Consider the following 24772-nt stretch of genomic DNA (forward strand, 5'->3'; position numbering starts at 1 on the left):
TCGAGGGGCTCCTGGATGCGCGAAAAGGAAACGCGACGGGGACCGGCGGGTACGGCGGAGGCGTTGCGCGAGGCTGCCAACAGATGTCCTTCCGAAGGCGGACTGACCAGAGGCACGCCGGACGACCTCGCCACGTGAAGGTCGTCAGAAAGGCAGCGTGGAAGCACGAGCGTACTCGCCCTGCCTGAATTTGTCCACGCTAACGCAGACCCATGTTCCCGGTCGCATCTTCAGAATGCCGTACGCGAGGCCGCTTGTCAACCCCCAATCCGGTGTGTCACGGGTTCCGCGCTCTCCAGGTCATCCCGTCATGCCGCGGCCCGGCGGGGCAGCAGGGCGAAGGCGCCCAGGTACAGGACGGCGGCCACCAGCAGCAGCCCCTTGTAGCCGGTGACCAGGGCGAGGTACTCCAGGCAGCCGCCCACCATCGCCCCGAGCAGGTTCGCGCCGAAGGAGGTGGTCGCGTCGGCGGTGTCGGCGAAGCGCTTGGCGAAGACGACGTTCGCCGCGAAGATCGGCAGGAACGCCACCGTCACCGCGGCCACCGCGCGCAGCGGCACCGGCAGGCTCAGCAGCCACGAGTTCGGCACCAGCCAGGACAGCGCGAGCCCCGCGAACAGCACGCCGTACATGACGGGAAGCGGAGGGGTGCGGAAGCGGCGGGTGACCTCGACGGCGGCGAGCACGGCCACCAGCACCCCGGCGAACACGATGGCGTTGACCACCCAGGTGGTGCCGAACAGCAGGGCGAAGCCGGTGACGCTCTTGGTCTCCAGCAGCATGAAGCCCACGCCCAGCAGGAACAGGTCGGCGTAGGGGCGCATCCTGGCGAAGGGGCCCGCCACCACCCGCACCGCCAGCAAGGAGACGATGAGGATGAGGCTGAGCGTGATGACGTACAGCGACGGGATCGTGGAGTCCTTCAGGTACAGGAAGGGCCGGTCGTCGCCGGTCGGCGGGGGCGTGCCGGCCGCCGCGCCCGCCCACTGGCCGCCGCAGCGCTGGTCGGCGAGGGTGAGCCCCGCGGTGATGACGGCCTGCTGGCCCGCCTGGCTGACCACGTCGACGCACGGCTTGTGGCCGAAGGCCTCACCCATGGTGGCCGCCAGCCGGTCGACCAGCCAGCTCTCGCGGTAGTAGTTGTACATCGAGAACGCCCCGCCGGGCTTGAGGTGGTCGCGGGCGGCCCGCATGGCCTCCTCGGTGAACAGGTAGCTCTCCAGGCGCAGCGACGAGGCCCCCGACACCAGCGTCAGCGAGTCGGGCAGGGCGAACAGGATGAGGTCGTACTTCTTGTCGGTCTGCTCCAGGTAGGCGCGGCCGTCGGTGATGGTGGTGGTGACGCGCGGGTCGCTGTAGGGATGGTCGGGGTGGTAGGTGCCGCCCAGCTCGCGCAGCTTGGGGTCGATCTCGACCGCGTCGACCCGCTGGGCCCCCTTGGACAGGGCGATGGCGACGTCGGTGCCGCTGCCCGCGCCGACGATCAGCACGTCCTTGGGGGTGCTCACCGCCCTCTCGTACGGCAGGCCGTACTGCGCCTCCCACTGCAGGCGGGCGGCTGCGGGCACGGCCTCCTGGTGCGGGATACCGTTGACCTGGATGTTCATCACCTTCTCGCCCGCCCGTTCGAGCTGCCGGTAGGTGACCTTGTAGTAGGGCGACCACAGCGCGCCCGCGGTGAGCGTCTCGGCCAGCAGCAGCCCGACGACCACGAGGGAGGGCGTCACGACCAGCAGCAGATACGGCACCGGCGGCCGCGGCACCAGCAGCAGCGCGTAGGCGACGGCCACCAGCACGCCCCAGAAGACCGGCGGGGCGCTCAGGAACGACAGCGCCGTGAACAGCGCGATCCCGCTGAGCGAGCCGATGAGGTCGTAGCGGTAGGCCTCCAGGCGCGGCAGCTCGGGAAAGCAGCGCCCGACGAGCTCGGCGGGGCCCATGAGCACGGTCGCGGCCGCCGCGAAGACGATCGGCAGGATCACCCAGGCGGGCGGTCCCGTGGTCTCCAGGCTCGTCCAGTACAGGACGCCGTCGGCCTGCTGGTCGACGGTCACCGGGAACATCAGCACGACCAGCACCAGCGCGGCCAGCACGATGGGCGAGTAGTACGGCTGCCGCCGGCTCCGGCCGACCCGCAGGAACCCGAGACCGATCCCGAGGAAGGAGCCGAGCAGGACGAAGTTGGTGAAGTAGCTCAGGTGCACGATGTTCGAGCCGGTCCAGCGGATCAGCGCGAGCTCCAGGAAGAGCATGAATCCGCTCGCCAGGATCAGCCGGGGCCGCACGGCCATCCAGTGATCACTTTCACGGTCTGGAGAGGTGGCCTGCACCTGTGCGGTCATGCCGTCACACGCTAGTGAACCGGCGGTCGGCAGGGAAGCCCCCACCCAGCGTCCCGGTACGGGCGATTTGCCGTGTTATTGCAGGTCACAACCCTCAAGAGTCGCTGGACGCGGCGGTGATGTTGAAGGAATGTGGGGGTGGTCCATTCCCTCCGGCAGAATCGGTGATGCCCCCATGCGAGTCCTGATCCAGCTTCGCCCCTCCCCTGACCTCGTCGCGGCGGTCGCCGACCCCGGACGGCAGGCCACCACCGCCGACGTGGCCGACGGCCTGCCGGGCGTGGCGCTGGACCCGTCGTTCGTTCCCGTCGCCGTTCCGCGTCCGGTGCCCGGGCCCGGCGGCGACCCGCTCTCGCTCGACCAGCCGCTCGACTTCTCGCTGGCCGCCGACGACGCCACGGTGCTCGTGCGCGGGGAGATCGCCGACGACGAGCTGGCCGCCAGGGTGGCGCTGCTGCCCACGCTGCGCTCCGACGTGGTCGGGGTCTACGCCGACCCGGTCATCGAGTCGAGCCTGACCTGCGGCGGCGACGCGCCGGTCGGCGACTGGCACGACGTCGAGCGGCTGCTGAGCACCGCGGCGCTGCACGCCGAGGGGCTCGACGGCACGGGGGTGGCGCTGGCCGTCCTCGACACCGGCATCAACGCCGCCCACGTGGCCAGGCATCTGGGCCGGGGCGTCAACCTCGACGCCGAGCGCAGCTGGAACCCCGCCGGCGTGTCCGGCCGTCCCGGCGAGTTCGAGGTGGACCACGGGACGATGTGCGCGTTCGACACGCTCATCGGCGCGCCGCAGGCGTCGCTGATCGACATCCCCGTGCTGCTGTCCACCCGTCCTGGCGGGTCGGCGCTGGACGGGCTGCTGTCGGACGCGGTGGCCGCCTTCGCGCACCTGCGGACGGTCCTGGAGGCGCAGCCCGCCGAGACCAGGGCGCTGGTGATCAGCAACTCGTGGGGCTCGTTCTCCCCGCGGTGGGACTTCCCGCCGGGCCATCCGGGCAACTACTCCGACAACGCCGCCCACCCGTTCAACCTGATCGTCGCCTCCCTCGAGCGGGCGGGGGCGGACGTGCTGTTCGCGGCGGGCAACTGCGGGCGCGAGTGCAAGGACGGCAGGTGCGCCTACCCCGACCGGCCGATCGTGGGCGCCAACTCCCATCCGAAGGTGCTGTCGATCGGCGGCGTCGACGTCAGCGGCGAGCGCGTCGGCTACTCCTCCCAGGGCCCCGGCCGGCTGACCGCGCGCAAGCCCGACCTGTGCGCCTACACCCACTTCTCCGGGTCGAAGGCGTTCGGCGACGAAGAGCCGGACTCGGGCACCTCGGCGGCCTGCCCGGTGGCGGCCGGCCTGGTGGCGGCGATCCGCACCCACTGGCCGGCCGCGCGCCTGTCTCCGAGCCAGCTGCGCTCGCTGCTGCGCCGTACCGCCGAGGACCGCAGCGAGGTCGGCTACGACTTCGACTACGGCTACGGCGTCGTGGACGCCGCGGGCATCCTGGCCGCGCTGCGCCGCAGGGCCAAGCGCGTAGCCTGACCCCATGGAGGAGCGTGGATCCGCCGGCCAGGGCCGCCGCCTCGTGCTGGTGACGGTACGGCTGCCGCGAGGCGCGACGCTCGCCGACGCGACGGCGCGGCTCGGCCTGTCGGAGGAGGACGTGGACACCGCCTACGGCCTGGTCCTCATCGACCCCGACGAGGGGTTGTACGGGCTGCGGGTGACGGAGGAGGCGGGCCGCAGGGCCGGTCCGCCCTTCGCCGACCCCCGGATCGAGCCCTACGGCCCACCGACGTAGGAGGGTGGGGAGGGCCGATCCGCCCTCCGCCTCGCCCGGGCGGGCAGGGCCGATCCGCCCTCCGCCGCGCCCGGGCGGGCCGGTGGAGCCGGTCCGTCTAGGCGTTCGCGCGGCTGAAGACCCGGTTGCCGATCGTCAGGCTGATCGCCGCGAAGAGCGCCACGACCAGCACGCCGATCCCGACCGTGCCGGTCGCGTAATGTCCGGCGAACAGCTCGCGCATCGCCTCGAGCACGTAGCGGAACGGGCTGGCGTACGACAGCGTGTTGAGCCAGGCCGGCGCCATCGACATCGGCAGGAAGGTGCCGGACAGCAGCATCAGCGGCCACACCGCGGTCATCATGACGGGCGCGAACAGGTGCTCGTTCAGCCGCATCGCCGCCGCGTAGGACAGCGCGGCCAGGCTGACGCCGAGCACGATCACCAGGAGCAGCCCGGCGACCACCCCGGCGACGGGGGCGCGCAGGCCGATGGCGTAGGCGACGGCGACCAGCAGCACGGTCTGGATCACCAGGGTGAACGCGTTGGTGAGCACCCGTCCGAGCAGCAGCGACAGCCGGCCCGCGGGGGTGACCCTGAGGCGTTCGAGCACGCCCGAGCGCCAGTCGAAGACGACGCCGAACCCGGCCAGGCCCGCGCTGAGCAGCCCGAGCTGGATGATCAGGCCGGGGACCAGGGTCTCCCACGTGCCGATGGTCGCGAAGATCGGGCCGAACAGCACCAGGAAGAACAGCGGCTGGGCGGCCGAGATGAGGATGCCGAACTTGTGGCGCAGCATGATGCGCGCGTCGTGCCGGAAGATCAGCCAGGTGTCCCTCATGACGCGATCTCCATGAACGCCTCCGTCAGCGTGCGCTCGCCCTTGATCTCGGCGGGCGTGCCCTGGGCGGCGATCCGGCCGCTGTCGATGACCAGCAGCCGGTCGCAGAGCGCCTCGGCCTCCTCCAGGTAGTGGGTGGACAGGAACACCGTCAGGCCGAGGGAGCGGATGTGCTCCCACAGCTCCGCCCTGCTCTGCGGGTCGAGACCGGTGGTCGGCTCGTCGAGGAAGAGCACCGGAGGGCGGTGCAGCAGGCTGAAGGCGATGTCGAAGCGGCGCCGTTGCCCGCCGGACAGCGCGCCGCCGGGCAGGTTCTCCATGCCGGTCAGCCGCAGCGTCTCCAGCGTCTCGGTGATGCGCGCGCGGGCCTCGCGGCGGCGCATTCCGTACAGCATGGCCTGCAGTTCGAGTTCGTCGCCGAGGGGGTTGACCGGGTTGATCCCGCCGCTCTGCGAGACGTAGCCGATGCTGCGCCGTACGCCGCGGGGGTCGGACAGCAGGTCGTGCCCGGCGATGGCGGCCGTGCCCGAGGTCGGGGTGAGCAGGGTGGTCAGCATGCGCATGGTGGTGGTCTTGCCGGCGCCGTTGGCGCCGAGGAAGCCGACGATCTCGCCGGGCGCGACGGAGAAGTCAACGCCGTTCACGGCGTGCACGCCGTTGCCGAAGGTCTTGGTCAGACCGTGTACATCGATCACATTTTTAGAGTAGCCACAATTTTGGAGTGACTGCAAGCTTGTAGCATGTCCACATGGAAGAGGGGCTGCGGGAGCGCAAGAAGCGGGAGACCAGGACGCGGATCGCCGACATGGCGATGGGCCTGTTCATGGCGCGCGGGTTCGAGCAGGTGACGGTCGCCGACGTGGCACGGGCGGCCGACGTGTCCGTCAACACCGTCTTCAACTACTTCGGCACCAAGGAGGACCTGTTCCTCGACCGCCGCGAGGAGGTCGAGGACCTGCAGAGCAGGGTGGTCAGGGAGCGGCGACCGGGCGAGAGCGTCGTGGCCGCCTTCCGCCGCGACTTCCTCGACGCGATCGAGACGCGCGACTGGCGCTACGGCCTCAACGACGGCGCCGACCTGTTCGAGGCCATCGTGGTCGCGAGCCCCTCGCTGACGGCGCGTTTCAGGGAGCTGGAATACGAGCAGATCCAGCACCTGGCCGCCACCCTGGCGGAGGAGACGGACGCCGACCCCGACGACCTGACGCCCCGCATGGTGGCGGCGCAGATCCTCGAGACCACCAGGTTGCTGTCGCGGCACGCGGTCGCGCGCAAGCTCGCGGGCGAGAGCTGGGCGGAGATCCTGCCTCAGCTCCAGAGGCAGACCGAACAGGCCTTCGATCTTCTGGAAAGCGGGATCTCGGGATACTGTGTGCGAATGTGACGATCATCGAGCGCTTAAAGCCGTTCTTCCAGTGGCTGGCGGGCACTGACGCGTTCATGAAGGTCGGCCCGAAGATCGTTCCCGCGATGGACCGTCTCGTCCACAAGGTCACCGGAGGGCGGCCGATCAGCGACAAGATGATCCCCACGCTGGTGCTCACCACGACCGGGGCCAAGACCGGGCAGGCACGGGAGACGCCGCTGGCCTGCCTGCCGGAGCCGGACGGCGCCTTCCTGATCGTGGGCAGCAACTTCGGAAGGGACCACCACCCTGCCTGGAGCGGCAACCTGCTCAAGACCCCCGAGGCCGCGGTCAGCTTCCGGGGCAGGCGGATCGCCGTCGTCGCCAGGCTGCTGGAGGGCGAGGAGCGCGAGCGAGCCTGGCCCGGCCTGGTAGCGCAGTGGCCCGTCTACGACCGCTACACCGTCAAGTCAGGCAGGCACCTGCGCGTCTTCCGACTGACACCCGTCGGCTGACCGTCCACGGGATCTTGTACCACCCCGCAAGGAGTTCCTCTGTGCGCGAGCGCGCTCGTCTGATCATCGAGAGCCCCCGCTTCCAGCGATTCGTCGTCGCCGTCATCCTGATCAACGCCGCCACCCTGGGCCTGGAGACCTTCCCGTGGGTGATGGAACGCGCCGGGCCGGTCCTGAACCTGGTGGACCACGTGGCGCTGTACATCTTCGTCGCCGAACTGCTCGCCAAGGTCTACGTCCACCGCTCGGGCTTCGTCCGCGACCCGTGGAACATCTTCGACACCCTCATCGTCGCCGTCGCCGTCCTGCCGGCCACCGGAGGGCTGTCGGTCCTGAGGGCGCTGCGCATCCTGCGGGTGCTGCGGCTGGTGTCGGTCGTGCCGAGCCTGCGCCGGGTGGTCAACGCGCTCCTGGCCGCGATGCCGGGGATGAGCTCGATCGTGGTGCTGCTCACGCTGGTGCTGTACGTCGGCGGCGTGATGGCGACCAAGCTCTACGGGGGCACCGCGCCGGAGCACTTCGGGTCGCTGCCGGTCTCGCTGTTCACGCTGTTCCAGACCATGACGGGCGAGGCGTGGCCGGACATCGCCCGCGAGGTCATGGTCACGCACCCCTCGGCGTGGATCTTCTTCGTCGTCTTCATCCTCCTCTGCAGCTTCGTGGTGCTGAACCTGTTCATGGCGGTCGTGGTGAGCGCCATGGACGACGAGAAGCACGCCGAGGAGGAGACGCTGGCCGAGGTCGTGGAGACGACCTCGGCCCAGGCGACCGGCGCGATCATGGCCGAGCTCGCCGCCCTGCGGGCGGAGGTCAGGCAGCTGCGCGAGGAGATGAGCGTCGGCTCGCCCCGCTAGCGCGAGTAGAACTCGACCACGAGCTGCTCGTCGACGGGCACCACGATCTGCTCGCGCTCGGGCCTGGCGGTGAGCGTGAAGGTCAGGCCGGCGTGGTCGACGCTCAGGTAGCCCGCGGTCCGCTCGTCGGCGTACAGGCCCTCGGCCGCCGCCACGAACGGCTGCATCTTCCGCGACCGCTCGCGGACCGCGACGACCTGCCCCGGCTTGACCAGGTAGCTGGGGATGTCGACCTTGCGGCCGTCGACGGTGATGTGGCCGTGGGCGACGTACTGCCTGGCGGCGTAGATGGACGGGGCCAGGCCGGCCCGCAGCACGAGGGAGGCCAGGCGGCTCTCCAGCAGCACGACCAGCTCGGCGCCCGAGGCGCCGGACCTGCGCACGGCCAGGTCCCAGTAGCGGCGCAGCTGGCGCTCGGACACGTCGTAGTACCAGCGCAGCTTCTGCTTCTCCATCAACCGCAGCCCGTAGTCGCCGGTGGTACGGCGGTTGGTCTTGCGGCCGTGCTCGCCCGGCGGGTAGGGGCGCTGCTCGAAGTAGCGGACGGCTTTCCTGGTCAGCGGGACGCCCGCGCGTCGGGACAGTCGCACCTTGGGGCCGGTGTAGCGCACGTTCACCTCAATGTGATTAGGTAATCCTTACTAAGGGAAGCCTAACCTATGTTCGTTGTCGACCTCAAGGAGACGCCAATGCCCCTGGCCGCCCCTCCGCTGCCCGAGCTCGTCCGCACCCTGGCCGCCTCATCGCGCGCGGCGCAACTGATCGTCGACGGCACGCGGTGCCCGGTGAGCGGGGCCGTCGACTCGCGCGGCCGTCCCGTCCTGCTCGTCCGCCCGGGTGAGCCGCTGCACGGGCTGCGGGGCGACGCGGTCGTCTCGGTGAACCTGTCGGCGACGCGGCTGCTGGGCGAGGTGGAGCACCCCCGCGGGCTGATCGAGGTGCAGGGCTGGGCCGAGGCCGTGCCCGAGGGCGAGGCCAGGGAGGCGGCGGTGGCGATCTCGGCGCACGCGGCCGACGAGGGGCTGTTCGAGGCGCTGGAGCGGTACGGCGCGCCGGACGCGCCCCGCCTGCTGCGGCTCGACGTCGGCCAGGTGGTCTACCTGACGGGCGAGCAGTCCGGGGTGCTGGACGCCGACGAGTACCTGGACGCGGCGCCCGACCCGCTGGCCGAGGTGGCCGAACGGGTGCTCGCGCACGTCAACGGCTCGCACCGGTCACAGCTGGCCGCGGGCGTCGAGCGCCTGCTCGGGCTGCCCGCCGAGCAGGCCTGGCTGTGGGAGCTCGACAGGTACGGCGCGACGGTCAGGATCGGCGACGACGACCCCGCGTTGGTGCGCTTCCCCTGGCCGGTGCCCGCCGGATCGGGGCTGTGCCTGGAGACGGCGCTCCGGGCCATTCTCTGCACCTGCTGAGCCGGGACCGGCGGGCGTGCTTGATCCATCCGCTCGACGCCTCACCTACCATGCATCAGGTGAGCGATACCGGGCGGCGCGAGCGCGCCATGATGACCATCGCGGCTCTGGCCGGCACGGCGATGCTGGCGTTCTCGGCGATCCTCATCGGCGGGTCCCTGCCGTCGCCGGGGCCGTGGGGAGCCAGGGGGGAGGTCGAGCCGCCCACCCCCGCCGAGCGCACGACGCAGACGCACGCGGCGAGCAGCACCCCGCGCGCGAGCGAACGTCCCTTCGCCCGCCAGGAGGCGCCCGAGCCGATCGCGACCCACCCGAGCCGCTCCTCCGCCTCCGCCGAGCCGACGCCCGTCAGGGCCGAGCCGCGGCGCAGCCCCGGCCTGGTCGCTCCCGACACGCCCAGCGAGGATCCCGAGATGCCGGCGGCGGCCAGGCCGCCCGCGCCGGGGCTGATCGAGGCCACCTCGACCACGCCCGAGCCGCCGCGCCGTACCAGGAAGCCGCCAAAGAAGCCGAAGAAGCGCCTGCAGCAGGGCACGGAGCTCAAGGACGTCGCCGAGCCAGGCGGTGAGCGGAGCGACGGTTCCTGAGCCCCTGAGCCCCTGCGCCTCCCGTGCGCCCGGTCAGCGCTGGTGGCGCTGGGTCAGGGTCTCGTCCACGGCGTCGGGTGACAGGACGTGGTCGAGCACCATCACCGCGCACCCGGTGATGCCGGCGGCCGCGCCCATCCGGCTGGTCTCGATCCGCAGCCTGCGGGTGGCCAGCGCGGTCGAACGCCGGTAGACCACCTCGCGGATGCTCGAGACGAGCGGCCCGAACGCCTCGGCCACGTCCCCGCCGAGGACGACCACGGCGGGGTTGAGGATGTTGACCGCCCCGGCGATCACCTCGCCGATCCGGCGGCCCGCCGCGCGCACGATCGCCATCGTCTCGGCGTCGCCCGCGCGCACCAGCGCGGTCACGTCCGCGATGGTCTTCACGTCGCGGCCGGCCGCGCGCAGCTCGCGCAGCAGCGCGGTGCCGCTGGCCACCGAGTCGACGCAGTCGACGTTGCCGCACCTGCACAGCACGCCGCCGCCGTCGCGCACGGGGATGTGCCCGATCTCGCCGGCCGCGCCGAGCGCGCCGCGCAGGATCTCGCCGCCCGCGATCACGCCCGCGCCGATCCTGGTGGAGATCTTCACGAACACCAGGTCACCGGTCTCCTCGGCGTAGGCGCCGCGGTGCTCGCCGATGGCCAGGACGTTGACGTCGTTGTCGACGAAGACCGGGACGGGGAAGCGCTCGTGGATCAACGGCGGGATCACCACGCCCGTCCAACTGGCCATCACCCTGGCCGACTCCGTCCGGCCCGCGGCGAACTCGACGGTCGCGGGCACGCCCATCCCCACGCCCTTGACCCGGTCGCGGGCGGTGCCGTCGAGCAGTTCGTCCCAGGTGTCCATGAGCAGCGGCAGCACCACGTCCGGCCCCTGCTCCACGTCGATGACGAACTCGCGGCCCGCCAGCTCGCGGCCCGCCAGGTCGCACACGGCCACCCTGGTACGGCTCGCGCCGAGCGCGGCGACCAGCACCACACCGCCCGAGGCGTTGAACTCCAGCCGCACCGGAGGGCGTCCGCCCGTCGACGGCGCGTCGGTCCGCTCGACGACCAGGCCGCGTTCCAGCAGCTCGCCGACCCGCAGCGACACCGCCGGCCGGGACAGGCCGGTCACCCGTCCGAGGTCCGCGCGCGTGACGGCCTCACCCGTGCGGATGAGGTCGAGGACCTCCCCGCTGGTGGCGAGCGAGGCTGCGGTACGTCTGGGCATCGGCTAAGTGAATCACAGCCGGTTACGTAATGAAAACTCCAGACTTTCTCATCTCAAATAGCAAAAGCCCGCTTGTGTCCTCCCCGAACTCTGGCTAGTGTCCGTTCTGTCCTTGCTTGGTTGATCACCGGAGTCCCAGCCGTGCTCTCCCCCACCTGTCACATCGCCGATCTGGTCGTCTTCGGCGGCACCGGCGACCTGTCGATGCGCAAGCTGCTGCCCGCGTTGTTCCACTCCGACCTGGAAGGCAGGCTCGCCCCCGAGACGCGCGTCATCGCGATGTCGCGCGGCGGGCTGACGGACGCCGACTTCCGCGGCAAGGTCGACGCCGAGGTGCGCTCGGCCGTACCGGACGACGCGGAGGCGTGGCAGCGTTTCCTCGGCCGCCTGTACCACGTGTCGGTCGACGTGGGCGGTGACGACGGCAGCGGCTGGTCCGACCTGGTGAAGATGCTGGCCGGGCACGAGGACAGGGACCGGGTCTTCTACCTGGCCAGCCCGCCCATGACGTTCGGCCCCTTCTGTCGCGAGCTGCAGCAGGCGGGGCTGGTCACGCCCCGCTCGCGCGTGGTGCTGGAGAAGCCGCTCGGACGCGACCTGGTGAGCGCCCAGCGCATCAACGACGAGGTCGGCGAGATCTTCGACGAGCAGCAGGTCTTCCGCATCGACCACTACCTCGGCAAGGAGACGGTGCAGAACCTGCTGGTCCTGCGCTTCGCCAACGCCTTCCTCGAGCCGATCTGGAACTCCCTCTGGATCGACCACGTGCAGATCACCGCCGCCGAGACCGTCGGCACCCCGGGCCGCCGGGGCTACTACGACCACGCGGGCGCGCTGCGCGACATGGTGCAGAACCACCTGCTGCAGCTGCTCACCCTGGTCGCCATGGAGCCGCCGGCCCGCAACGACCGCGAGGCGATCCGCGACGAGAAGGTCAAGGTGCTGCAGTCGCTGCGGCCCATCGTCGGCACCGAGGTGGACCGTTTCACCGTGCGCGGCCAGTACACCGGCACCGGCGACATGCCGTCCTACCTCGACGAGCCCGCCTCCACGCCGCCGACCGAGGCCTCGCGCAGGGTCGAGACGTTCACCGCGATCCGGGCCGAGGTCAAGAACTGGCGGTGGGCGGGCGTGCCGTTCTACCTGCGCACCGGCAAGCGCATGCCGTACCGGCGCTCGGAGATCGTCATCCAGTTCAAGGACGTGCCGCACTCCATCTTCCCCGGCGGCACGCCCAACCGCCTGGTGCTGCGGCTGCAGCCCGAGGAGGGCATCGAGCTGCACATCATGGCCAAGGAGCCGGGCGCGGGCGAGACCCTGCTGAAGCCGGTGCCGCTGTCGCTCAGCTTCGGCAAGACGTTCACCGCCCGGGTGCCCGAGGCCTACGAGCGGCTGCTGTCCGACGTGCTCGCCGGCAACCCGACGCTGTTCATGCGGCGCGACGAGGTCGAGGCCGCCTGGCGCTGGATCGACCCGATCCTCGCGGCGTGGGAGTCGTCGGCCGAGCTGCCCGAGCCCTACCCCGCGGGGACGACCGGCCCGGCCGGCGCGCACGAACTGCTCGGCCGCAGCGGCCGGGCCTGGCACGAAGAGGAGGCGTAGTAGTGAATCCGATCATCCAGCAGGTGACCGAGCGGGTGGCCGCGCGCTCCCTCGCCAGCCGTACCGTCTATCTGGAGCGCGTCAGGCGCGAGGGCGAGCTGGCCCGCTCGCGCGGTCCGGCCCGCGCCCACCTCGGGTGCGCGAACCTGGCCCACGGCTTCGCCGCCGCGGGTCCGGAGGACAAGCCCCTGCTGAGGGGGACGGCCAAGCCCGGCGTGGCGATCGTGACCAGCTACAACGACATGCTGAGCGCGCACCAGCCGTACGAGACCTACCCCGGTGAGCTGAAGACCGCCGTGCGCAGGGCAGGCGGCGTCGCGCAGGTGGCCGGCGGCGTGCCGGCCATGTGCGACGGCATCACCCAGGGCCGCGCCGGCATGGAGCTGTCCCTCTACAGCCGCGACGTGATCGCGATGGCGACGGCGATCGCGCTGTCGCACGACATGTTCGACGCCTCCCTCATGCTGGGCGTCTGCGACAAGATCGTGCCCGGCCTGCTGATCGGCGCCCTGCACTTCGGCCACCTGCCCGCCGTCTTCGTGCCCGCCGGGCCGATGACCTCGGGGCTGCCGAACAAGGTCAAGGCGCGCACCCGCCAGCTGTTCGCCGAGGGCAAGGTCGGCAGGGACGAGCTGCTGGACGCGGAGTCGAAGTCCTACCACTCCCCCGGCACCTGCACCTTCTACGGCACCGCGAACTCCAACCAGGTGATGGTCGAGGTCATGGGCCTGCACCTGCCTGGCTCGACCTTCGTCAACCCGCACACCCCGCTGCGGCACGCCCTCACCGAGGCGGCCGGCGCGCGGGCGGTCGAGATCACCGCCCACGGCCCCGAGTACACCCCCGTGGGCGAGGTCGTCGACGAGAAGGCGATCGTCAACGCCTGCGTCGCGCTGCTGGCCACCGGCGGCTCGACCAACCACACGCTGCACCTGGTCGCCATCGCGGCCGCCGCGGGCATCGTGCTGACCTGGGACGACCTGGCCGCGCTGTCCAAGGTCGTGCCCTCGCTGACCAAGATGTACCCCAACGGCCAGGCCGACGTGAACCACTTCCGCGACGCGGGCGGCATGCAGGTCCTGATCGGCGACCTGCTGGACAACGGCCTGCTGCACGGTGACGTGCTGACCATCGCGGGCAGGGGCCTGGACCACTACCGGTCGGCTCCCGCCCTCAAGGAGGACGCGCTGGTCTGGGAGGAGGTCACCGCCGGCAGCGCCGACCTCGACGTGCTGCGGCCCGTCTCCGCGCCGTTCTCGGCCGACGGCGGCATCCACATGCTCGACGGCAACCTGGGCTGCGCGGTCAGCAAGGTCTCCTCGGTCAAGCCCGAGCACCTGGTGATCGAGGCGCCCGCGCGCGTCTTCGACGACCAGTTGCAGCTGCTGCGCGCCTTCGAGGCGGGCGAACTGGACGGGCAGGACTTCGTGGCGGTCATCCGCTACCAGGGGCCGAGCGCGAACGGCATGCCCGAGCTGCACAAGCTGACCCCGCCGCTGGCCGTGCTGCTCGACCGCGGGCAGCGGGTGGCGATCGTGACCGACGGCCGGATGTCGGGCGCGTCGGGCAAGGTGCCGGCGGCGATCCACCTGTCGCCCGAGGCGGCCGACGGCGGGCCCATCGCGCTGGTCCGCGACGGTGACCTGATCAGGCTCGACTCGGCGGCCGGGACCCTCGACGTGCTGGCCGACCTGTCGGGGCGCACGCCGGAGGGGCGGGCGCTCAGCGACGCCGAGTGGGTCGGCACGGGGCGCGAGCTGTTCTCGGCGTTCCGCCGGATGACGGGGCACGCCGAGCACGGGGCCGGCCTCTTCGGCGTCAACGGGGCCGAGTCGGCCACGCACGGGCCCGGCATCGGCTTCGCGGCGCCCGCCGGGTTCGCCCACACGGAGGTCGCCCAGTGATCGGCGCCACCGCGCACCGGCCGCCCGGCGCCCGACCGGCGTGCTCGCCGCCGGGCCCGGCCGTGCCCGGGAGCGCCGGGTGAGCACGTTCGAGCTGCCCTGGCTGGTCGCCGACATCGGCGGGACCAACGCCAGGTTCGGCCTGGTCACCGAGCACGGCGGCGCGCCCACCGAGGTCGCCGTGCTGGCCGGGGCCGACCATGCCACGCTTCCCGACGCCGTAGCCGCATACCTCGCCGACCACGCGGGCGGAGTGCGGCCGGGAGCCGCGTGCCTGGCGGTGGCGGGCCCGATCGACGGTGACACCTACCGCCTGACCAACCTGCCATGGGCGGGCTCGGTGCGCGACCTCGGCCTGCCGTACGCCACGCTGCTGAACGACTTCGAGGCGCTGGCGGTGTCGCTGCCGCATCTGGCCGGCGACGACCTGGCCTCGCTGGGCGGCCCGGCGCCGGCGGACGGCGTCAAGGCCGTCCTCGGCCCCGGCACCGGGCTCGGCGTGGCCGGGCTGGTGCCCGCCGATCGCGGCTGGGTGCCGGTCCCCGGCGAGGGCGGCCACGTCACCGTGCCCATCCTCGACGACCGCGAGCTGGAGATCGTCCGCGTGCTGCGCGCGAGCGGCATGGCGCACGTGGTGGCCGAGCACCTGCTGTCGGGCCCCGGCCTGACCCGCCTGCACGGCGCGCTCGCCGTGGTGAACGGCGTGCGGGCCCCCCGCCTGGGCGCCTCCGACATCGTCGCCCGCCTCGACGACTCGCTGTGCGCGGAGACCGTCGAGGTGTTCTGCGGGATGCTGGGCAGCTTCGCCGGCAACGTCGCTCTCACGCTCGGCGCGAGGGGCGGGGTCTACCTCGGCGGCGGCGTGCTCCCCCGTATCGTGGACAGGGTTCGCGCCAGCGACTTCCGCCGCCGGTTCGAGGCCACGCCGCACCTGGTCGACTACCTGTCCGCCATCGCCACCACCCTGATCGTCGCGCCGCAGCCGGCGCTCGTCGGCGCCGCCGCCTGGCTGGCGCAGCAATCGCTGAAGGAGCTCGTCCCATGAGTCTGCTCGACCTGGCCCCCGTGATCCCCGTCGTCGTCGTCGACGACGCGGAGACCGCCGTGCCGATGGCGCGTGCCCTGGTGGCGGGCGGGCTGCCGGTCATCGAGGTGACGCTGCGCACGGCCGCCGCCCTCGAGGCCATCGCGCGCATCGCGGCCGAGGTCCCCGACGCGGTGATCGGCGCCGGCACGGTCAGGACGCCCGCCGACGTCACGGCCTCGGTGGAGGCAGGCGCGAAGTTCCTGGTCTCGCCCGGCACGACGCCGGCGCTGGTGGACGCCCTCGGCGCCGCCGGGATACCCTTCCTGCCGGGCGCGGCGACCGCTTCGGAGGCGATGGCGCTGGCCGAGCGCGGGATCCGGGAGCTCAAGTTCTTCCCCGCCGAGGCCGCGGGCGGCCTGCCGTACCTGAAGTCGCTGGCCGGGCCGCTGCCCGACGTCAGGTTCTGCCCGACGGGCGGGATCAGGCCGCAGACCGCCCGCGACTACCTGGCGCTGCCGAACGTCGGCTGCGTCGGGGGCACCTGGCTCACCCCGGCCGACGCGCTGGCCGCCGGCGACTGGGGGCGCGTGGAGAAGCTCGCCGCCGAGGCGGCGGCGCTGCGCTGAACGGCGCGGCCGAGCGCGGACCCGTCAGCCTCCCAGCCGACGGCCACCGAGCCGACAACCGCAGAGCGGACAACCGCAGACTCGCCGGCGGGACAACCTCCCTCGCCCGCCGCGGCCATGGGTGAGCCGTGACCCGGCGCCGAGCTCATGGAACGGGCCCGTGGGGGCGAACCCGCGCCCACGGGCCTTTCCCATGCCTTTTCCCCGGTCCCTGAGCATTGGCTCATGATTCAGCGGCCTGTATGTCCGCTTGACGCGGGACGCGAGAGGATACGAATTGACTGTTGGGCGAGAGATCAGGAAGCTGAGCTGTCCCATCAGTGAGGATGGAGCCAGCAACCGCGGCGCCGAGGGCGCCTTTCGGGGGGGACGAGGTGGACGTGACGGCCAAAGACGCGCAGCGCCGCGCCGATGACGGCAAGAGCAAGAAGAAGGGCTCCTCATGGAAGGAGTTGCCGATCCTCATCATTGTGGCGCTCGGCCTCGCCTTGCTCATCAAGACCTTCATCGTGCAGCCGTTCTACATCCCCTCGGAGTCGATGGAGAACACCCTGCTGATCAACGACAGAGTGCTGGTGAACAAGCTCGTCTACCACACGCGCGAGATCGAACGCGGAGACGTCATCGTCTTCAACGGCGAGGACTCCTGGGATCCCGAGGTGGTGACCGAGGAGCCGAGCAACCCGGTGACCGGCGCGCTGCACTGGGTGGGCGAGCTGTTCGGGCTGGTGCCGGGCGAGAAGGACTACATCAAGCGCGTCATCGGCGTCGAGGGCGACACGGTCGAGTGCTGCGACTCCAAGGGACGCGTCACGGTCAACGGGGTGCCGCTCGACGAGTCGAGCTACCTGTATCCGGGTGACGCGCCGTCGGAGAAGGAGTTCAAGGTCACGGTGCCGGAGGGCAGGCTCTGGGTCATGGGCGACCACAGGTCCGTCTCCTACGACTCGCGGGGCCACATCGGCGACCCCGGCGGCGGCACGATCTCGGTGGACAACGTGCTGGGCAGAGCCTTCGTGATCATGTGGCCGGTGGCGCGGTGGAGCTCGCTCGACATCCCCGAGACCTTCTCCCAACCGGCGCTGAAGAAGTAGCAGGTCAGGGGCCGAGGTAGGCGAGAACGGCGGCGACACGGCGGTGGACGTCGGCGCTGTTCTCCAGCCCCAGCTTGGTGAAGATGGCGTTGACGTTCTTCTCCACCGACGAGATCGACAGGTGCAGTGCGCGCGCGATGCCGCCGTTCGACCGCCCGCGGGCCATCTCGCGCAGCACGTCGCGCTCGCGCGGCGTCAGCTCCTCCTGCCCCTGCCGCACGTCCCTGCGGGCCAGCAGCCCCTCCACCACCTTGGGGTCGATGACCGAGCCGCCCGCGGCCACGGCCCTGATCGCGCCGAGCAGCTCCTCCAGGTCGCCCACCCGGTCCTTCAGCAGGTAGGCGAACCCCTCGGTGCCGTGCTTGAACAGCTCGAAGGCGAACAGCGCGTCGGAGTACTGCGACAGCACCACCACGCCGAGGCCCGGGTGGTCGGCGTGGACACGGTGGGCGGCGTCGATGCCCTCCAGGCCCTCCCGCCAGTCACCGCCCGGCATCCTGATGTCGGTCACGACCACGTCGGGGCCGAGCCGGCGGACCGCGTCGACCAGCTCGCCGGCGGTGCCGACGGCGCCCACGACGACGACCTCGCCCGACAGCTCCAGCAGCCGCCTGGTGCCCTCCCGCACCAGGTAGTGGTCGTCGGCCACGACCGTCCTGATCGGGTCAGCCATCGACCGGCACCCACGCCGCCATGCGCGTTCCCTTCCCCTTCTCGCTGGTGACCTCGAGCCTGCCGCCGAGGGCGTCGAGCCGGTCCGACAGGGTGGCCAGGCCCCTCCTGGCCGTCGCCTCCGGGTCGAAACCGCCGCCGTCGTCGGCGACGGTGGCGTGCAGGCGGCCGTCCTCGCGGGCCAGCCGCACCTCTATCCTCGTGGCACGGGCGTGCTTGAGCGCGTTGGCCACCGCCTCGCTGACGGTGAAGTACATCGCGCCCTCGACCTCGTCGGGGAAGCGGGCCGCGCGCATGCCCTCACCGGCGCTCACCTTGGTGGGCACGGGCAGCCTGGCGCAGCGCTCCTCGACGGCCTCGACGAGACCGCCCTGGCCGAGCGCGGACGGGTGGATGCCGGCGGCCAGCTCGCGCAGGTCGGCGAGCGTCTGGCGGGCCTGCTCGCGCAGCTCGGCGAGCAGCTGCGGACCGCCGCCGGTGGCCCTGGCCAGCTCCAGGCCCGCGATGAGGGCGACGAGCTGCTGCTGGACACCGTCGTGGATGTTGCGCTCGATGCGCCGCCGTTCGGCCTCCTGGGCGTTGACCAGGCGCGCGGCCAGCCGTTCGCTCTGGATGGCGAGGCCCGCCGGGACGGCGAGCGCCTCGACGAGGCGGCGGTCCTCCGCGGTGAGCCCGCCGTGGTCGCGCGGGCCGCACTCCAGCTGCCCGAGCCCGCCCCTGACGGGGACGACCAGGGCCGCCGGGCCTTCCTCGTTCCCGGCCACGACGCGGGTGCCGTCGGCCAGCCGTACCGCCGCCCAGGTGGTGTTCAGCGCCGTGCGCACGGCCGCGGCCAGCCTGCCGAGCAGCTCCACCGGTTCGGGGCTGTCGTCGAGGGCGGAGCCGAGGCTGGACAGCACCTCGCCGACCGTGGGCCGCATGTCGAAGACCAGGAGCAGCCGGGAGCCGCGGATGCCGATCCTGATGTCGAGAAGCCGGTGCCGGGCGATGGCGACGGCCACCGCCGCGGGCAGCGAGCCGATGCCGACGGCCAGCCCTGCGACGCCCCATCCGATGTGCCCGCCGATCAGGAAGACGGTGAGCGCGACGAAGGCCGCCAGATTGGCCGAGGCACCGGCGACCATCCAGGCGTACTGCCCGCGTTCGGCCTGCCCGCTGCGCCGCCAGCGCACGACCAGCCCCACCAGCACGATCAGGGCGACCAGCCACGCGACCGACTGCCCGAGTGCCGTCATGGCCGCGGCGACAGGGGGCGGCGCGTCCTCCCGCCACGGCAGGGGGCCGAGGAGCGCGAGGCCGCCCGCGTGGACGGCGATCGCGGCGGCCCCCAGCCAGGCGACCGGCCGCCAGCGCCTGGACGGCGGCCGCCCCTCGGGGAACAGCAGCGGAATGAAGATCGAGTTGAGCCCGTAGTAGACGGCGAACAGCATCGCGCCCGGCACGGCGGCCCAGCCCATCGCGGGCGCCAGTCCGAACGCGGCGCCGGCGGCGAGGGCGCCGAGGCCCAGGCACACCGCCGTGGTCAGCAGCAGCCAGCCGTACGGGACGAGGGGCCGCCGGACGGCCAGCAGCCAGCCCAGCGCCGGGAAGGGCAGGGCGATGGCGATGAAGAGCCATTGGGAGAGCGGAACCGGCAACCCCGTCTCCACCAAGCTGCCCGTGATGATCCCCGCGGCCGCGATCGCCGCGAGGAGCCCGGCAGTCAGCCTCGAACGCATAGGCACCCATCGTCACCAGCCGGCCCGGCGGCGTCTATGAGGTTGTCCGCACACCTGATGGTGAGGCGGGCCTGGTGGGTTTCCACCGCCCCGATCGGTTGGCTGGACGGCATGAGAACCGTCGCCGTCGCACTGACCACCTCGTCACTCCTCCTGGCTGCAGGCGCCGCCACCGCCGTGCCGGCCGCCGCCGTCCCCGCTCCGGTGTTCGCTTCCGGGGCTGTGGCCGGGCTCGACGTCCCCATCCCCGACACCCCGGCGGGCAGGCAGCTGCGCTGGCTGCTCGCGGCCGTGCCGGACGCGCCGATCCCGGAAGACCAGCTCACCGAGCACTTCACCGAGGAGATGCTGCGCCTGCTGCCGCCCGCCCAGCTCAACGAGTACTTCGCCACCATCGGGGACCTGCGTCTGGACAGGATTCTCCAGGCCGAGCCGGCCGCGATCCTCGCGGAGGTGACGGCGGGAGGCAGGAAGCAGTGGATGGAGCTGTCGGTCGACGCGTCCGGCAGGATCGCCATGGCGCGCCTGATGAACCCCATCACGCCGAAACCGACCCCGGCGAGCTGGAAGGAGATCGACCGGCGCGCCCGCAAGGCGGCGGCCAGGATGGGGTTCATGGCCGCCGAGATCACCAGGGACGGCTCCTGCCGCCCGGTGCGCGGCCTCGCCCCCCGTACGGCCCGGCCGCTCGGCTCGATGTTCAAGCTGTACGTCCTCCAGGCCGTCGCCAGGAAGATCCCCGACTGGAACAGCACGCTCGTCATCCGGCCCGAGCTGAAGAGCCTGCCGAGCGGCGAGCTGCAGACCCGGCCGGACAACAGCGAGGTCTCGGTGCTGGAGGCGGCCAAGCTGATGATCGCCATCAGCGACAACACCGCCGCCGACCTGCTCATCCACCGGGTGGGCAGGAAGGCGGTCGAGACCACCCGGTCGCGCGACGTCCCCTTCCTCACCACGCGCGAGATGTTCGTGCTGAAGGGCGCCGACTATCCCGCCCATGCCAGGCGGTACCTGTCGCTAGGGACGAAGCAGCGCGAGAAGTACCTGGCCGAGGTGGTCGCCAAGGTGCCGCTCAGCGCCGTCAAGGCCTGGCTCCAGCCGCGCGAGCTGGACACCATCGAGTGGTTCGGCTCGCCGGCCGACGTCTGCGCCGCCCACGCCAGGCTGCGCGGGTTGAAGGACCGGCGGGTCGAGGAGGTCATGACCCAGAACGACGCCGGGCTCGGCCTCGACCCGAAGACGTGGCGGTCGGTGTGGTTCAAGGGTGGATCGGAGTCGGGACTCCTCGACCTCGGCTTCTCGGCCAGGACCAGGGACGGGCGGACGTTCTTCGTCACGGCCATGGCCTCCGACCCCGCCGCGCCGCTCGACGAGGGCAACGTGGGGTCCGAGCTGGTCGCGCTGGCCAGGGGGGCGTTCACGCTCATGGAGAAGGGGTGACGGCCGCGTCGCTCCGGCTCACCTCGGTGAGCGGGAGGCCGTCCCCGGGGCGGCGGCGGTGTCCGGCGGTGTCCGGCGTACCCGATCAGATCTCGGCCGGCACGCAGAACGGGCGTGAGCGGCTCTGGTAGGACAGGGCGGCCACGACGAGGCCGATGCCGAGGCCGGCGAAGGCCAGACCGCCGAACAGCGTCATCCAGGTGATGCCCGCGACGCTGAAGGGCGGGGTGGCCCGCATCCCGGGCACGACGCCGGCCACGGCGAGCGCGGTGTAGGCCAGGAGCAGCACGCCGTACACCGTCAGGGTGCCGGCGGTCAGCCACGCGGGGATCAGCGGCAGCAGGCGCGGCACCCGCCGTCCGGCCAGCGGCAGCGTCCAGCGCGGGAACACCTGGCCCCACCGGTACATCAGGCCGGTCAGCAGCAGGACGCCGAGCAGCGCGGCCACCACGGTGAGGTCGACGCCCACCGACGCCAGAGCCGCCGCCAGGCCCTCGCCCTGCACCGCCATCAGCCGCTGCCAGGCCGCGCCGGACACGCCGAGCGCGTCGCCGCCCAGCAGCCAGATCGTCTTGACCCCCGCCCACGGCAGCAGCCCGCACGTCAGCGCGTAGACCGCCACGCGCGTCCGCGTGGACGCGCGTGTCGGCTCGGGGCGGGTCGGCCGCCCCTCGCCCGCGTGGCGGCCGCCGCACCTCGGGCAGCGCCCGCGCAGCCGCCTCGTGGCCGGCACCGCCGCCCCGAGCAGCAGGACGACGCCCACCGCGTGCAGCGCCACCTGCACCAGGCCGGGCACGCTGTCCACCCCGGCGAACGACATCAACGTGACGAAGATCATCGGCGCGCCCGCCGTGCCCGCCGCGAAGACGGCGACGGCCACCCACAGCGTCGCCGCCACCACCACGCCGCCGCGCCCGGCCACCCCCGCTATCCCGGCCACCCGTGCCACTCGTCCCGCCCAGGCCGCGGCGACGGCCAGACCCGCCGCCGCCAGCTGGAGCGCGGGCGAAGAGCTCAGCGGCCCCACCCACCCCACCGATGTTCCCGTCACGACCCAGCCCACCTGGACGGCCGCGTACACGCAGGCCCACACCATCAACACGTTCATGCGCCCAGGGTGTCGAGGGAGAGGCCCGCCCCGCCTCCCTCCCCAGAGGCGGCGCGCTCCCCCTGCGGAGGGAAAGCCAGGTCGGTCCGGATATCCAACGCAGTAGGCTGAGGTCATGGCCGAAGCCCGCCCCTGCTCGATCGCGGACGCACTCGCCGTCGTGGGCGAGAAGTACTCCCTGCTGGTGCTGCGAGAGGTGTTCTTCGGGGTGCGCCGCTTCGAGGCGATGGTGCGCAACATCGGGGCGCCCCGCGACATCCTGGCGGCCAGGCTGCGCAGGCTGGTCGAGGCCGGCGTGCTGGAGAAGGTCGCCTACAGCCGGCGGCCGCTCAGGCACGAGTACCGGCCCACGGCCGCGGGCCTCGAACTGCAGGGCGTGCTGCACCTGCTGCGCCAGTGGGGCGACAGGCACCTCACCGGCACGCCGCCGGTGGTCTTCGACCACGCGTGCGGCGCGCCGCTCGAGGCGGTGGTGACGTGCGCGTCCTGCGGCCAGGCGGTCGAGCCCGGGTCGCAGACCGCGCACTTCCAGGTGGAGGGCTGGGGGATGGGCGGCCGGCGGCCCGCCGACGAGACGGCTGAGGCGCAGTCGAGCCCCTCGCAGGCCGTTCTCGGTTAGAGTTCCGGGTGAATACGGTCATGCCGGGCGAAGGACGGTCGGTTGGGACGGGAGCACGAAGGCGAGGGGGCAGCGACGGTGGGATCGCCGCTGACCTCTGACGACCCGGTCTCGATCGGGCCCTACCGGCTCGAGAGCCGCCTGGGATCGGGCGGCATGGGCACGGTCTACTTCGCGCAGGCCCCCGACGGGGCCAAGGTCGCGGTCAAGGCGATCAGGCGCGACTTCGCCGCCGACCCCGTCTACCGGGCGCGCTTCCACGAAGAGGTGTCCAACGCCAGGCGCGTGGCCTCCTTCTGCACGGCGCGCGTGCTCGACCACGGCGACGACGACGGGCTGCTCTATCTCGTCACCGAGTACATCGACGGCGTCTCGCTGGAGGACCATCTCATCCAGCACGGGGCGCTGTCGCCGTCGGTGCTGCACTCGGCGGCGGTCGGCGTCGCCGCGGCGCTCACCGCGATCCACGCCGCCGGTCTCGTCCACCGCGATCTCAAGCCCGCCAACGTGATGCTGACGCTCGCCGGTCCCCGGGTGATCGACTTCGGTCTGGCGCGTTCCACCCAGATGGGTTCCCGGCACACCAACGTCGGCCTGGTCATGGGCACACCCGGGTGGATCGCCCCCGAGCAGGTCTTCGAGGGCCGCACCAGCCCGGCGGCCGACGTGTTCGCCTGGGGCTCGCTGATCGCCTACGCGGGTCTGGGCGGGCACCCGTTCGGCTCGGGCGACGCCTACGTGATGGCGGCGCGCGCCCGCACCGCTCCCCCCGACCTGCGGGGGCTGCCCGCGCCGCTCGACCGGCTGGTGGCCGCCGCCATCCACCCCGATCCGGCGCGCCGTCCGCAGGCCAGGGACCTGCTGCTGGAGCTGGTGGGGGCGCCCGACGTGGCGGGGGCGCAACTGGCCGCCACCCGGCACCTGACGAACTCGTGGAACCCGGCCGATGTCGGCGTGCACCAGCCGCCGCCCGGCTGGGCGCCCCCGCCCGGGGCGGGCGCGCCACCGGGCGGCAGGTCTCCGCAAGGCCCGCACGCCCGCGCTCCGCACCCGGCCGGTCCGGAACGGCAGCCGCGGCCGCCCGCGCCGCAGGGCGACGATCCGCGGCTCCGTCCGCCGGGGCCGCCCGTCGACGACCGGCGACCCGGAGCACCGGTGCCGCCCGGTCCGCCTGGTCCGTCCGGGCCACCTCTCGATGACCGCCGGCCCGGGCCGCCCGGGCCACCTGGGCCGCCCGTCGATGACCGCCGGTCCGGGCCACCTGGTCCGCCCGGGCCGCCTGGGCCACCTGTCGATGACCGCCGGTCCGGGCCGCCCGTCGACCATCGGCGAGCCGGGTCGCCGGTGCCGCCGGTGCCGCCGGCGGAGACGACCATCCCGCCGACGCGGCGCGGCCCGATCCCGCACGGCGCCAATCCCGCCGAGACGACCGGGCCCGGCTCCCTGGCGGCCTACCACGGCACGGGACAGGGGCCGCGCCCGCCGTACCACACGACGGGGCAGGGGCCGCTGCCGCGCCCGCAGGCGCGCAGGGGCGGAGTGCTCACCGGTTGCCTGGTGGCGGCGGCCGTCGTCGTGGGGCTGGCGCTGCTGCTGATCGCGCTCATCGCGTGGATCTTCAAGCCGCCCGCCATCGGGGCGGAGGGGCCGGTGCAGGACGGCAAGCTGCGCTTCACCGTGGCCGGCCACACGTGCGTGAAGGCGGCCAGGTCGGCGGCGGTTCGGCGGTGCAAGGTCACGCTGAAGGTGAGCAACATCGGCCAGGAGGGCCGGGTGCTCTACCCCGGCCAGCAGAAGCTGCTCGACGACGACGCCGTCTCGCACGGCGCGACCACGCTGCTGGACAAGGCGGGCGAGCAGATCCAGCCGATCAGGATCGGGCCTGGCGAGTCGTTCACCGGCGGGCTGGTGTTCGAGCTGCCGAAGGCGGCCGACCCGGCCGAGGTCGAGCTGCACGACTCGGGGCTGAGCCGCGGCGTCAGAGTGCCGCTCGACTGACCTGCGGCGTCAAACTGCCGCTCAGCCGAGCCGCGCGACAGCTCAAGGCGGAGCAGGGGCGCCCCCGGTGAGCCG

23 protein-coding genes are annotated in these 24772 nt (G+C 72.4%); 15 read left to right on the top strand and 8 right to left on the bottom strand.

The window, feature by feature from the left end:
• Nucleotides 1–308: 308 nt before the first annotated feature.
• A complete protein-coding gene (locus ACWENQ_RS42440; RefSeq protein ID WP_452419350.1) occupies nt 309–2342 on the bottom strand; it encodes a spermidine synthase in 2034 nt (677 codons plus the stop codon).
• A 175-nt stretch (nt 2343–2517) separates the two neighbouring features.
• Between ACWENQ_RS42440 and ACWENQ_RS42445 the strand changes: the two genes are divergently transcribed.
• Together ACWENQ_RS42445 and ACWENQ_RS42450 are read left to right on the top strand one after the other, a co-directional pair.
• Nucleotides 2518–3876, top strand: a complete 1359-nt coding sequence (locus ACWENQ_RS42445; RefSeq protein WP_449930833.1) for a S8 family peptidase — start codon at nt 2518–2520, stop codon at nt 3874–3876.
• A gap of 4 nt (nt 3877–3880) precedes the next feature.
• Complete coding sequence (locus ACWENQ_RS42450) at nt 3881–4135, top strand: hypothetical protein (protein ID WP_449930835.1); 255 nt, start codon at nt 3881–3883, stop codon at nt 4133–4135.
• A 97-nt stretch (nt 4136–4232) separates the two neighbouring features.
• Here ACWENQ_RS42450 and ACWENQ_RS42455 read toward each other — a convergent pair whose 3' ends face one another.
• The gene (locus ACWENQ_RS42455; protein WP_449930837.1) at nt 4233–4955 is read right to left on the bottom strand and encodes an ABC transporter permease; all 723 of its coding nucleotides are present in this window, start codon (nt 4953–4955) and stop codon (nt 4233–4235) included.
• Nucleotides 4952–5650, bottom strand: coding sequence for an ABC transporter ATP-binding protein (locus ACWENQ_RS42460; RefSeq protein WP_354920571.1), 699 nt, complete (start codon nt 5648–5650; stop codon nt 4952–4954). The genes ACWENQ_RS42455 and ACWENQ_RS42460 overlap by 4 nt, the downstream gene beginning before the upstream one ends.
• 53 nt (nt 5651–5703) lie before the next feature.
• Here ACWENQ_RS42460 and ACWENQ_RS42465 point away from each other — a divergent pair, with 53 nt between their 5' ends.
• Genes ACWENQ_RS42465 through ACWENQ_RS42475 form a run of 3 tightly spaced genes read left to right on the top strand, consistent with a single transcriptional unit; the run spans nt 5704 to nt 7669 of the window.
• Complete coding sequence (locus ACWENQ_RS42465) at nt 5704–6339, top strand: TetR/AcrR family transcriptional regulator (protein WP_449930839.1); 636 nt, start codon at nt 5704–5706, stop codon at nt 6337–6339.
• Nucleotides 6336–6815: a nitroreductase family deazaflavin-dependent oxidoreductase gene (locus tag ACWENQ_RS42470; protein WP_354920577.1), complete on the top strand. Its 480-nt coding sequence runs from the start codon at nt 6336–6338 to the stop codon at nt 6813–6815. Before ACWENQ_RS42465 ends, ACWENQ_RS42470 begins: the two co-directional genes overlap by 4 nt.
• Before the next feature lie 41 nt (nt 6816–6856).
• On the top strand, nt 6857–7669 hold the full coding sequence (locus ACWENQ_RS42475) for an ion transporter (RefSeq protein WP_449930843.1): 813 nt from the start codon (nt 6857–6859) through the stop codon (nt 7667–7669).
• Here the strand turns inward: ACWENQ_RS42475 and rpsD are convergent.
• Nucleotides 7666–8280 (bottom strand): 30S ribosomal protein S4, encoded by a 615-nt coding sequence (rpsD, locus tag ACWENQ_RS42480; protein ID WP_354920757.1) that lies wholly within the window; start codon nt 8278–8280, stop codon nt 7666–7668. The two genes, ACWENQ_RS42475 and rpsD, sit on opposite strands and share 4 nt — an antisense overlap.
• Before the next feature lie 48 nt (nt 8281–8328).
• Between rpsD and ACWENQ_RS42485 the strand changes: the two genes are divergently transcribed.
• Nucleotides 8329–9081, top strand: coding sequence for a DUF2470 domain-containing protein (locus tag ACWENQ_RS42485; protein WP_452419351.1), 753 nt, complete (start codon nt 8329–8331; stop codon nt 9079–9081).
• 59 nt (nt 9082–9140) lie between these two features.
• Nucleotides 9141–9668: a hypothetical protein gene (locus tag ACWENQ_RS42490; RefSeq protein WP_449930847.1), complete on the top strand. Its 528-nt coding sequence runs from the start codon at nt 9141–9143 to the stop codon at nt 9666–9668.
• 33 nt (nt 9669–9701) lie between these two features.
• Here ACWENQ_RS42490 and ACWENQ_RS42495 read toward each other — a convergent pair whose 3' ends face one another.
• Nucleotides 9702–10889 (bottom strand): ROK family transcriptional regulator, encoded by a 1188-nt coding sequence (locus ACWENQ_RS42495; protein ID WP_354920588.1) that lies wholly within the window; start codon nt 10887–10889, stop codon nt 9702–9704.
• A 120-nt stretch (nt 10890–11009) separates the two neighbouring features.
• Between ACWENQ_RS42495 and zwf the strand changes: the two genes are divergently transcribed.
• The 5 genes from zwf to lepB all read left to right on the top strand — a co-directional run bounded on the left by zwf (nt 11010) and on the right by lepB (nt 17142).
• Entirely contained in the window at nt 11010–12491 is a 1482-nt protein-coding gene (zwf, locus tag ACWENQ_RS42500) for a glucose-6-phosphate dehydrogenase (protein ID WP_449930850.1), read from the top strand.
• Nucleotides 12492–12493: 2 nt separating this feature from the next.
• On the top strand, nt 12494–14395 hold the full coding sequence (gene edd / locus ACWENQ_RS42505) for a phosphogluconate dehydratase (RefSeq protein WP_449930852.1): 1902 nt from the start codon (nt 12494–12496) through the stop codon (nt 14393–14395).
• Between the two features lie 79 nt (nt 14396–14474).
• Nucleotides 14475–15440 carry a glucokinase gene (gene glk, locus ACWENQ_RS42510; protein WP_354920597.1) on the top strand — a complete coding sequence of 322 codons (966 nt, stop codon included), beginning with the start codon at nt 14475–14477 and terminating at the stop codon, nt 15438–15440.
• Nucleotides 15437–16048: a bifunctional 4-hydroxy-2-oxoglutarate aldolase/2-dehydro-3-deoxy-phosphogluconate aldolase gene (eda, locus tag ACWENQ_RS42515; RefSeq protein ID WP_452419352.1), complete on the top strand. Its 612-nt coding sequence runs from the start codon at nt 15437–15439 to the stop codon at nt 16046–16048. Before glk ends, eda begins: the two co-directional genes overlap by 4 nt.
• A gap of 380 nt (nt 16049–16428) precedes the next feature.
• Complete coding sequence (gene lepB, locus ACWENQ_RS42520) at nt 16429–17142, top strand: signal peptidase I (protein WP_452419353.1); 714 nt, start codon at nt 16429–16431, stop codon at nt 17140–17142.
• Nucleotides 17143–17146: 4 nt separating this feature from the next.
• Here the strand turns inward: lepB and ACWENQ_RS42525 are convergent, their stop codons facing one another.
• The gene (locus ACWENQ_RS42525) at nt 17147–17815 is read right to left on the bottom strand and encodes a response regulator transcription factor (RefSeq protein ID WP_354920606.1); all 669 of its coding nucleotides are present in this window, start codon (nt 17813–17815) and stop codon (nt 17147–17149) included.
• Nucleotides 17808–19532: an ATP-binding protein gene (locus tag ACWENQ_RS42530; protein WP_449930858.1), complete on the bottom strand. Its 1725-nt coding sequence runs from the start codon at nt 19530–19532 to the stop codon at nt 17808–17810. Before ACWENQ_RS42530 ends, ACWENQ_RS42525 begins: the two co-directional genes overlap by 8 nt.
• 111 nt (nt 19533–19643) lie before the next feature.
• Here ACWENQ_RS42530 and ACWENQ_RS42535 point away from each other — a divergent pair, with 111 nt between their 5' ends.
• Nucleotides 19644–20972: a serine hydrolase gene (locus ACWENQ_RS42535; RefSeq protein ID WP_452419354.1), complete on the top strand. Its 1329-nt coding sequence runs from the start codon at nt 19644–19646 to the stop codon at nt 20970–20972.
• Between the two features lie 85 nt (nt 20973–21057).
• Here the strand turns inward: ACWENQ_RS42535 and ACWENQ_RS42540 are convergent, their stop codons facing one another.
• Nucleotides 21058–22080 carry a hypothetical protein gene (locus tag ACWENQ_RS42540; RefSeq protein ID WP_452419355.1) on the bottom strand — a complete coding sequence of 341 codons (1023 nt, stop codon included), beginning with the start codon at nt 22078–22080 and terminating at the stop codon, nt 21058–21060.
• Nucleotides 22081–22195: 115 nt separating this feature from the next.
• Between ACWENQ_RS42540 and ACWENQ_RS42545 the strand changes: the two genes are divergently transcribed.
• Both ACWENQ_RS42545 and ACWENQ_RS42550 read left to right on the top strand, forming a co-directional pair.
• On the top strand, nt 22196–22699 hold the full coding sequence (locus ACWENQ_RS42545; protein WP_449930864.1) for a winged helix-turn-helix transcriptional regulator: 504 nt from the start codon (nt 22196–22198) through the stop codon (nt 22697–22699).
• A gap of 78 nt (nt 22700–22777) precedes the next feature.
• Nucleotides 22778–24697, top strand: a complete 1920-nt coding sequence (locus tag ACWENQ_RS42550) for a protein kinase domain-containing protein (RefSeq protein ID WP_452419356.1) — start codon at nt 22778–22780, stop codon at nt 24695–24697.
• Nucleotides 24698–24772 lie beyond the last annotated feature (75 nt).

The organism is Nonomuraea sp. NPDC004354 (assembly GCF_053602555.1).

Excerpts from the sequence above, each read along its gene's own strand:
- eda (WP_452419352.1), top strand. The coding sequence starts at position 15,437 with ATGAGTCTGCTCGACCTGGCCCCCGTGATCCCCGTCGTCGTCGTCGAC.
- ACWENQ_RS42525 (WP_354920606.1), bottom strand. The coding sequence starts at position 17,815 with ATGGCTGACCCGATCAGGACGGTCGTGGCCGACGACCACTACCTGGTG.
- ACWENQ_RS42485 (WP_452419351.1), top strand. The coding sequence starts at position 8,329 with ATGTTCGTTGTCGACCTCAAGGAGACGCCAATGCCCCTGGCCGCCCCT.
- ACWENQ_RS42455 (WP_449930837.1), bottom strand. The coding sequence starts at position 4,955 with ATGAGGGACACCTGGCTGATCTTCCGGCACGACGCGCGCATCATGCTG.
- ACWENQ_RS42445 (WP_449930833.1), top strand. The coding sequence starts at position 2,518 with ATGCGAGTCCTGATCCAGCTTCGCCCCTCCCCTGACCTCGTCGCGGCG.
- ACWENQ_RS42440 (WP_452419350.1), bottom strand. The coding sequence starts at position 2,342 with ATGACCGCACAGGTGCAGGCCACCTCTCCAGACCGTGAAAGTGATCAC.
- ACWENQ_RS42530 (WP_449930858.1), bottom strand. The coding sequence starts at position 19,532 with ATGCGTTCGAGGCTGACTGCCGGGCTCCTCGCGGCGATCGCGGCCGCG.
- ACWENQ_RS42450 (WP_449930835.1), top strand. The coding sequence starts at position 3,881 with ATGGAGGAGCGTGGATCCGCCGGCCAGGGCCGCCGCCTCGTGCTGGTG.
- ACWENQ_RS42495 (WP_354920588.1), bottom strand. The coding sequence starts at position 10,889 with ATGCCCAGACGTACCGCAGCCTCGCTCGCCACCAGCGGGGAGGTCCTC.
- ACWENQ_RS42535 (WP_452419354.1), top strand. The coding sequence starts at position 19,644 with ATGAGAACCGTCGCCGTCGCACTGACCACCTCGTCACTCCTCCTGGCT.
- ACWENQ_RS42465 (WP_449930839.1), top strand. The coding sequence starts at position 5,704 with ATGGAAGAGGGGCTGCGGGAGCGCAAGAAGCGGGAGACCAGGACGCGG.
- ACWENQ_RS42545 (WP_449930864.1), top strand. The coding sequence starts at position 22,196 with ATGGCCGAAGCCCGCCCCTGCTCGATCGCGGACGCACTCGCCGTCGTG.
- ACWENQ_RS42540 (WP_452419355.1), bottom strand. The coding sequence starts at position 22,080 with ATGAACGTGTTGATGGTGTGGGCCTGCGTGTACGCGGCCGTCCAGGTG.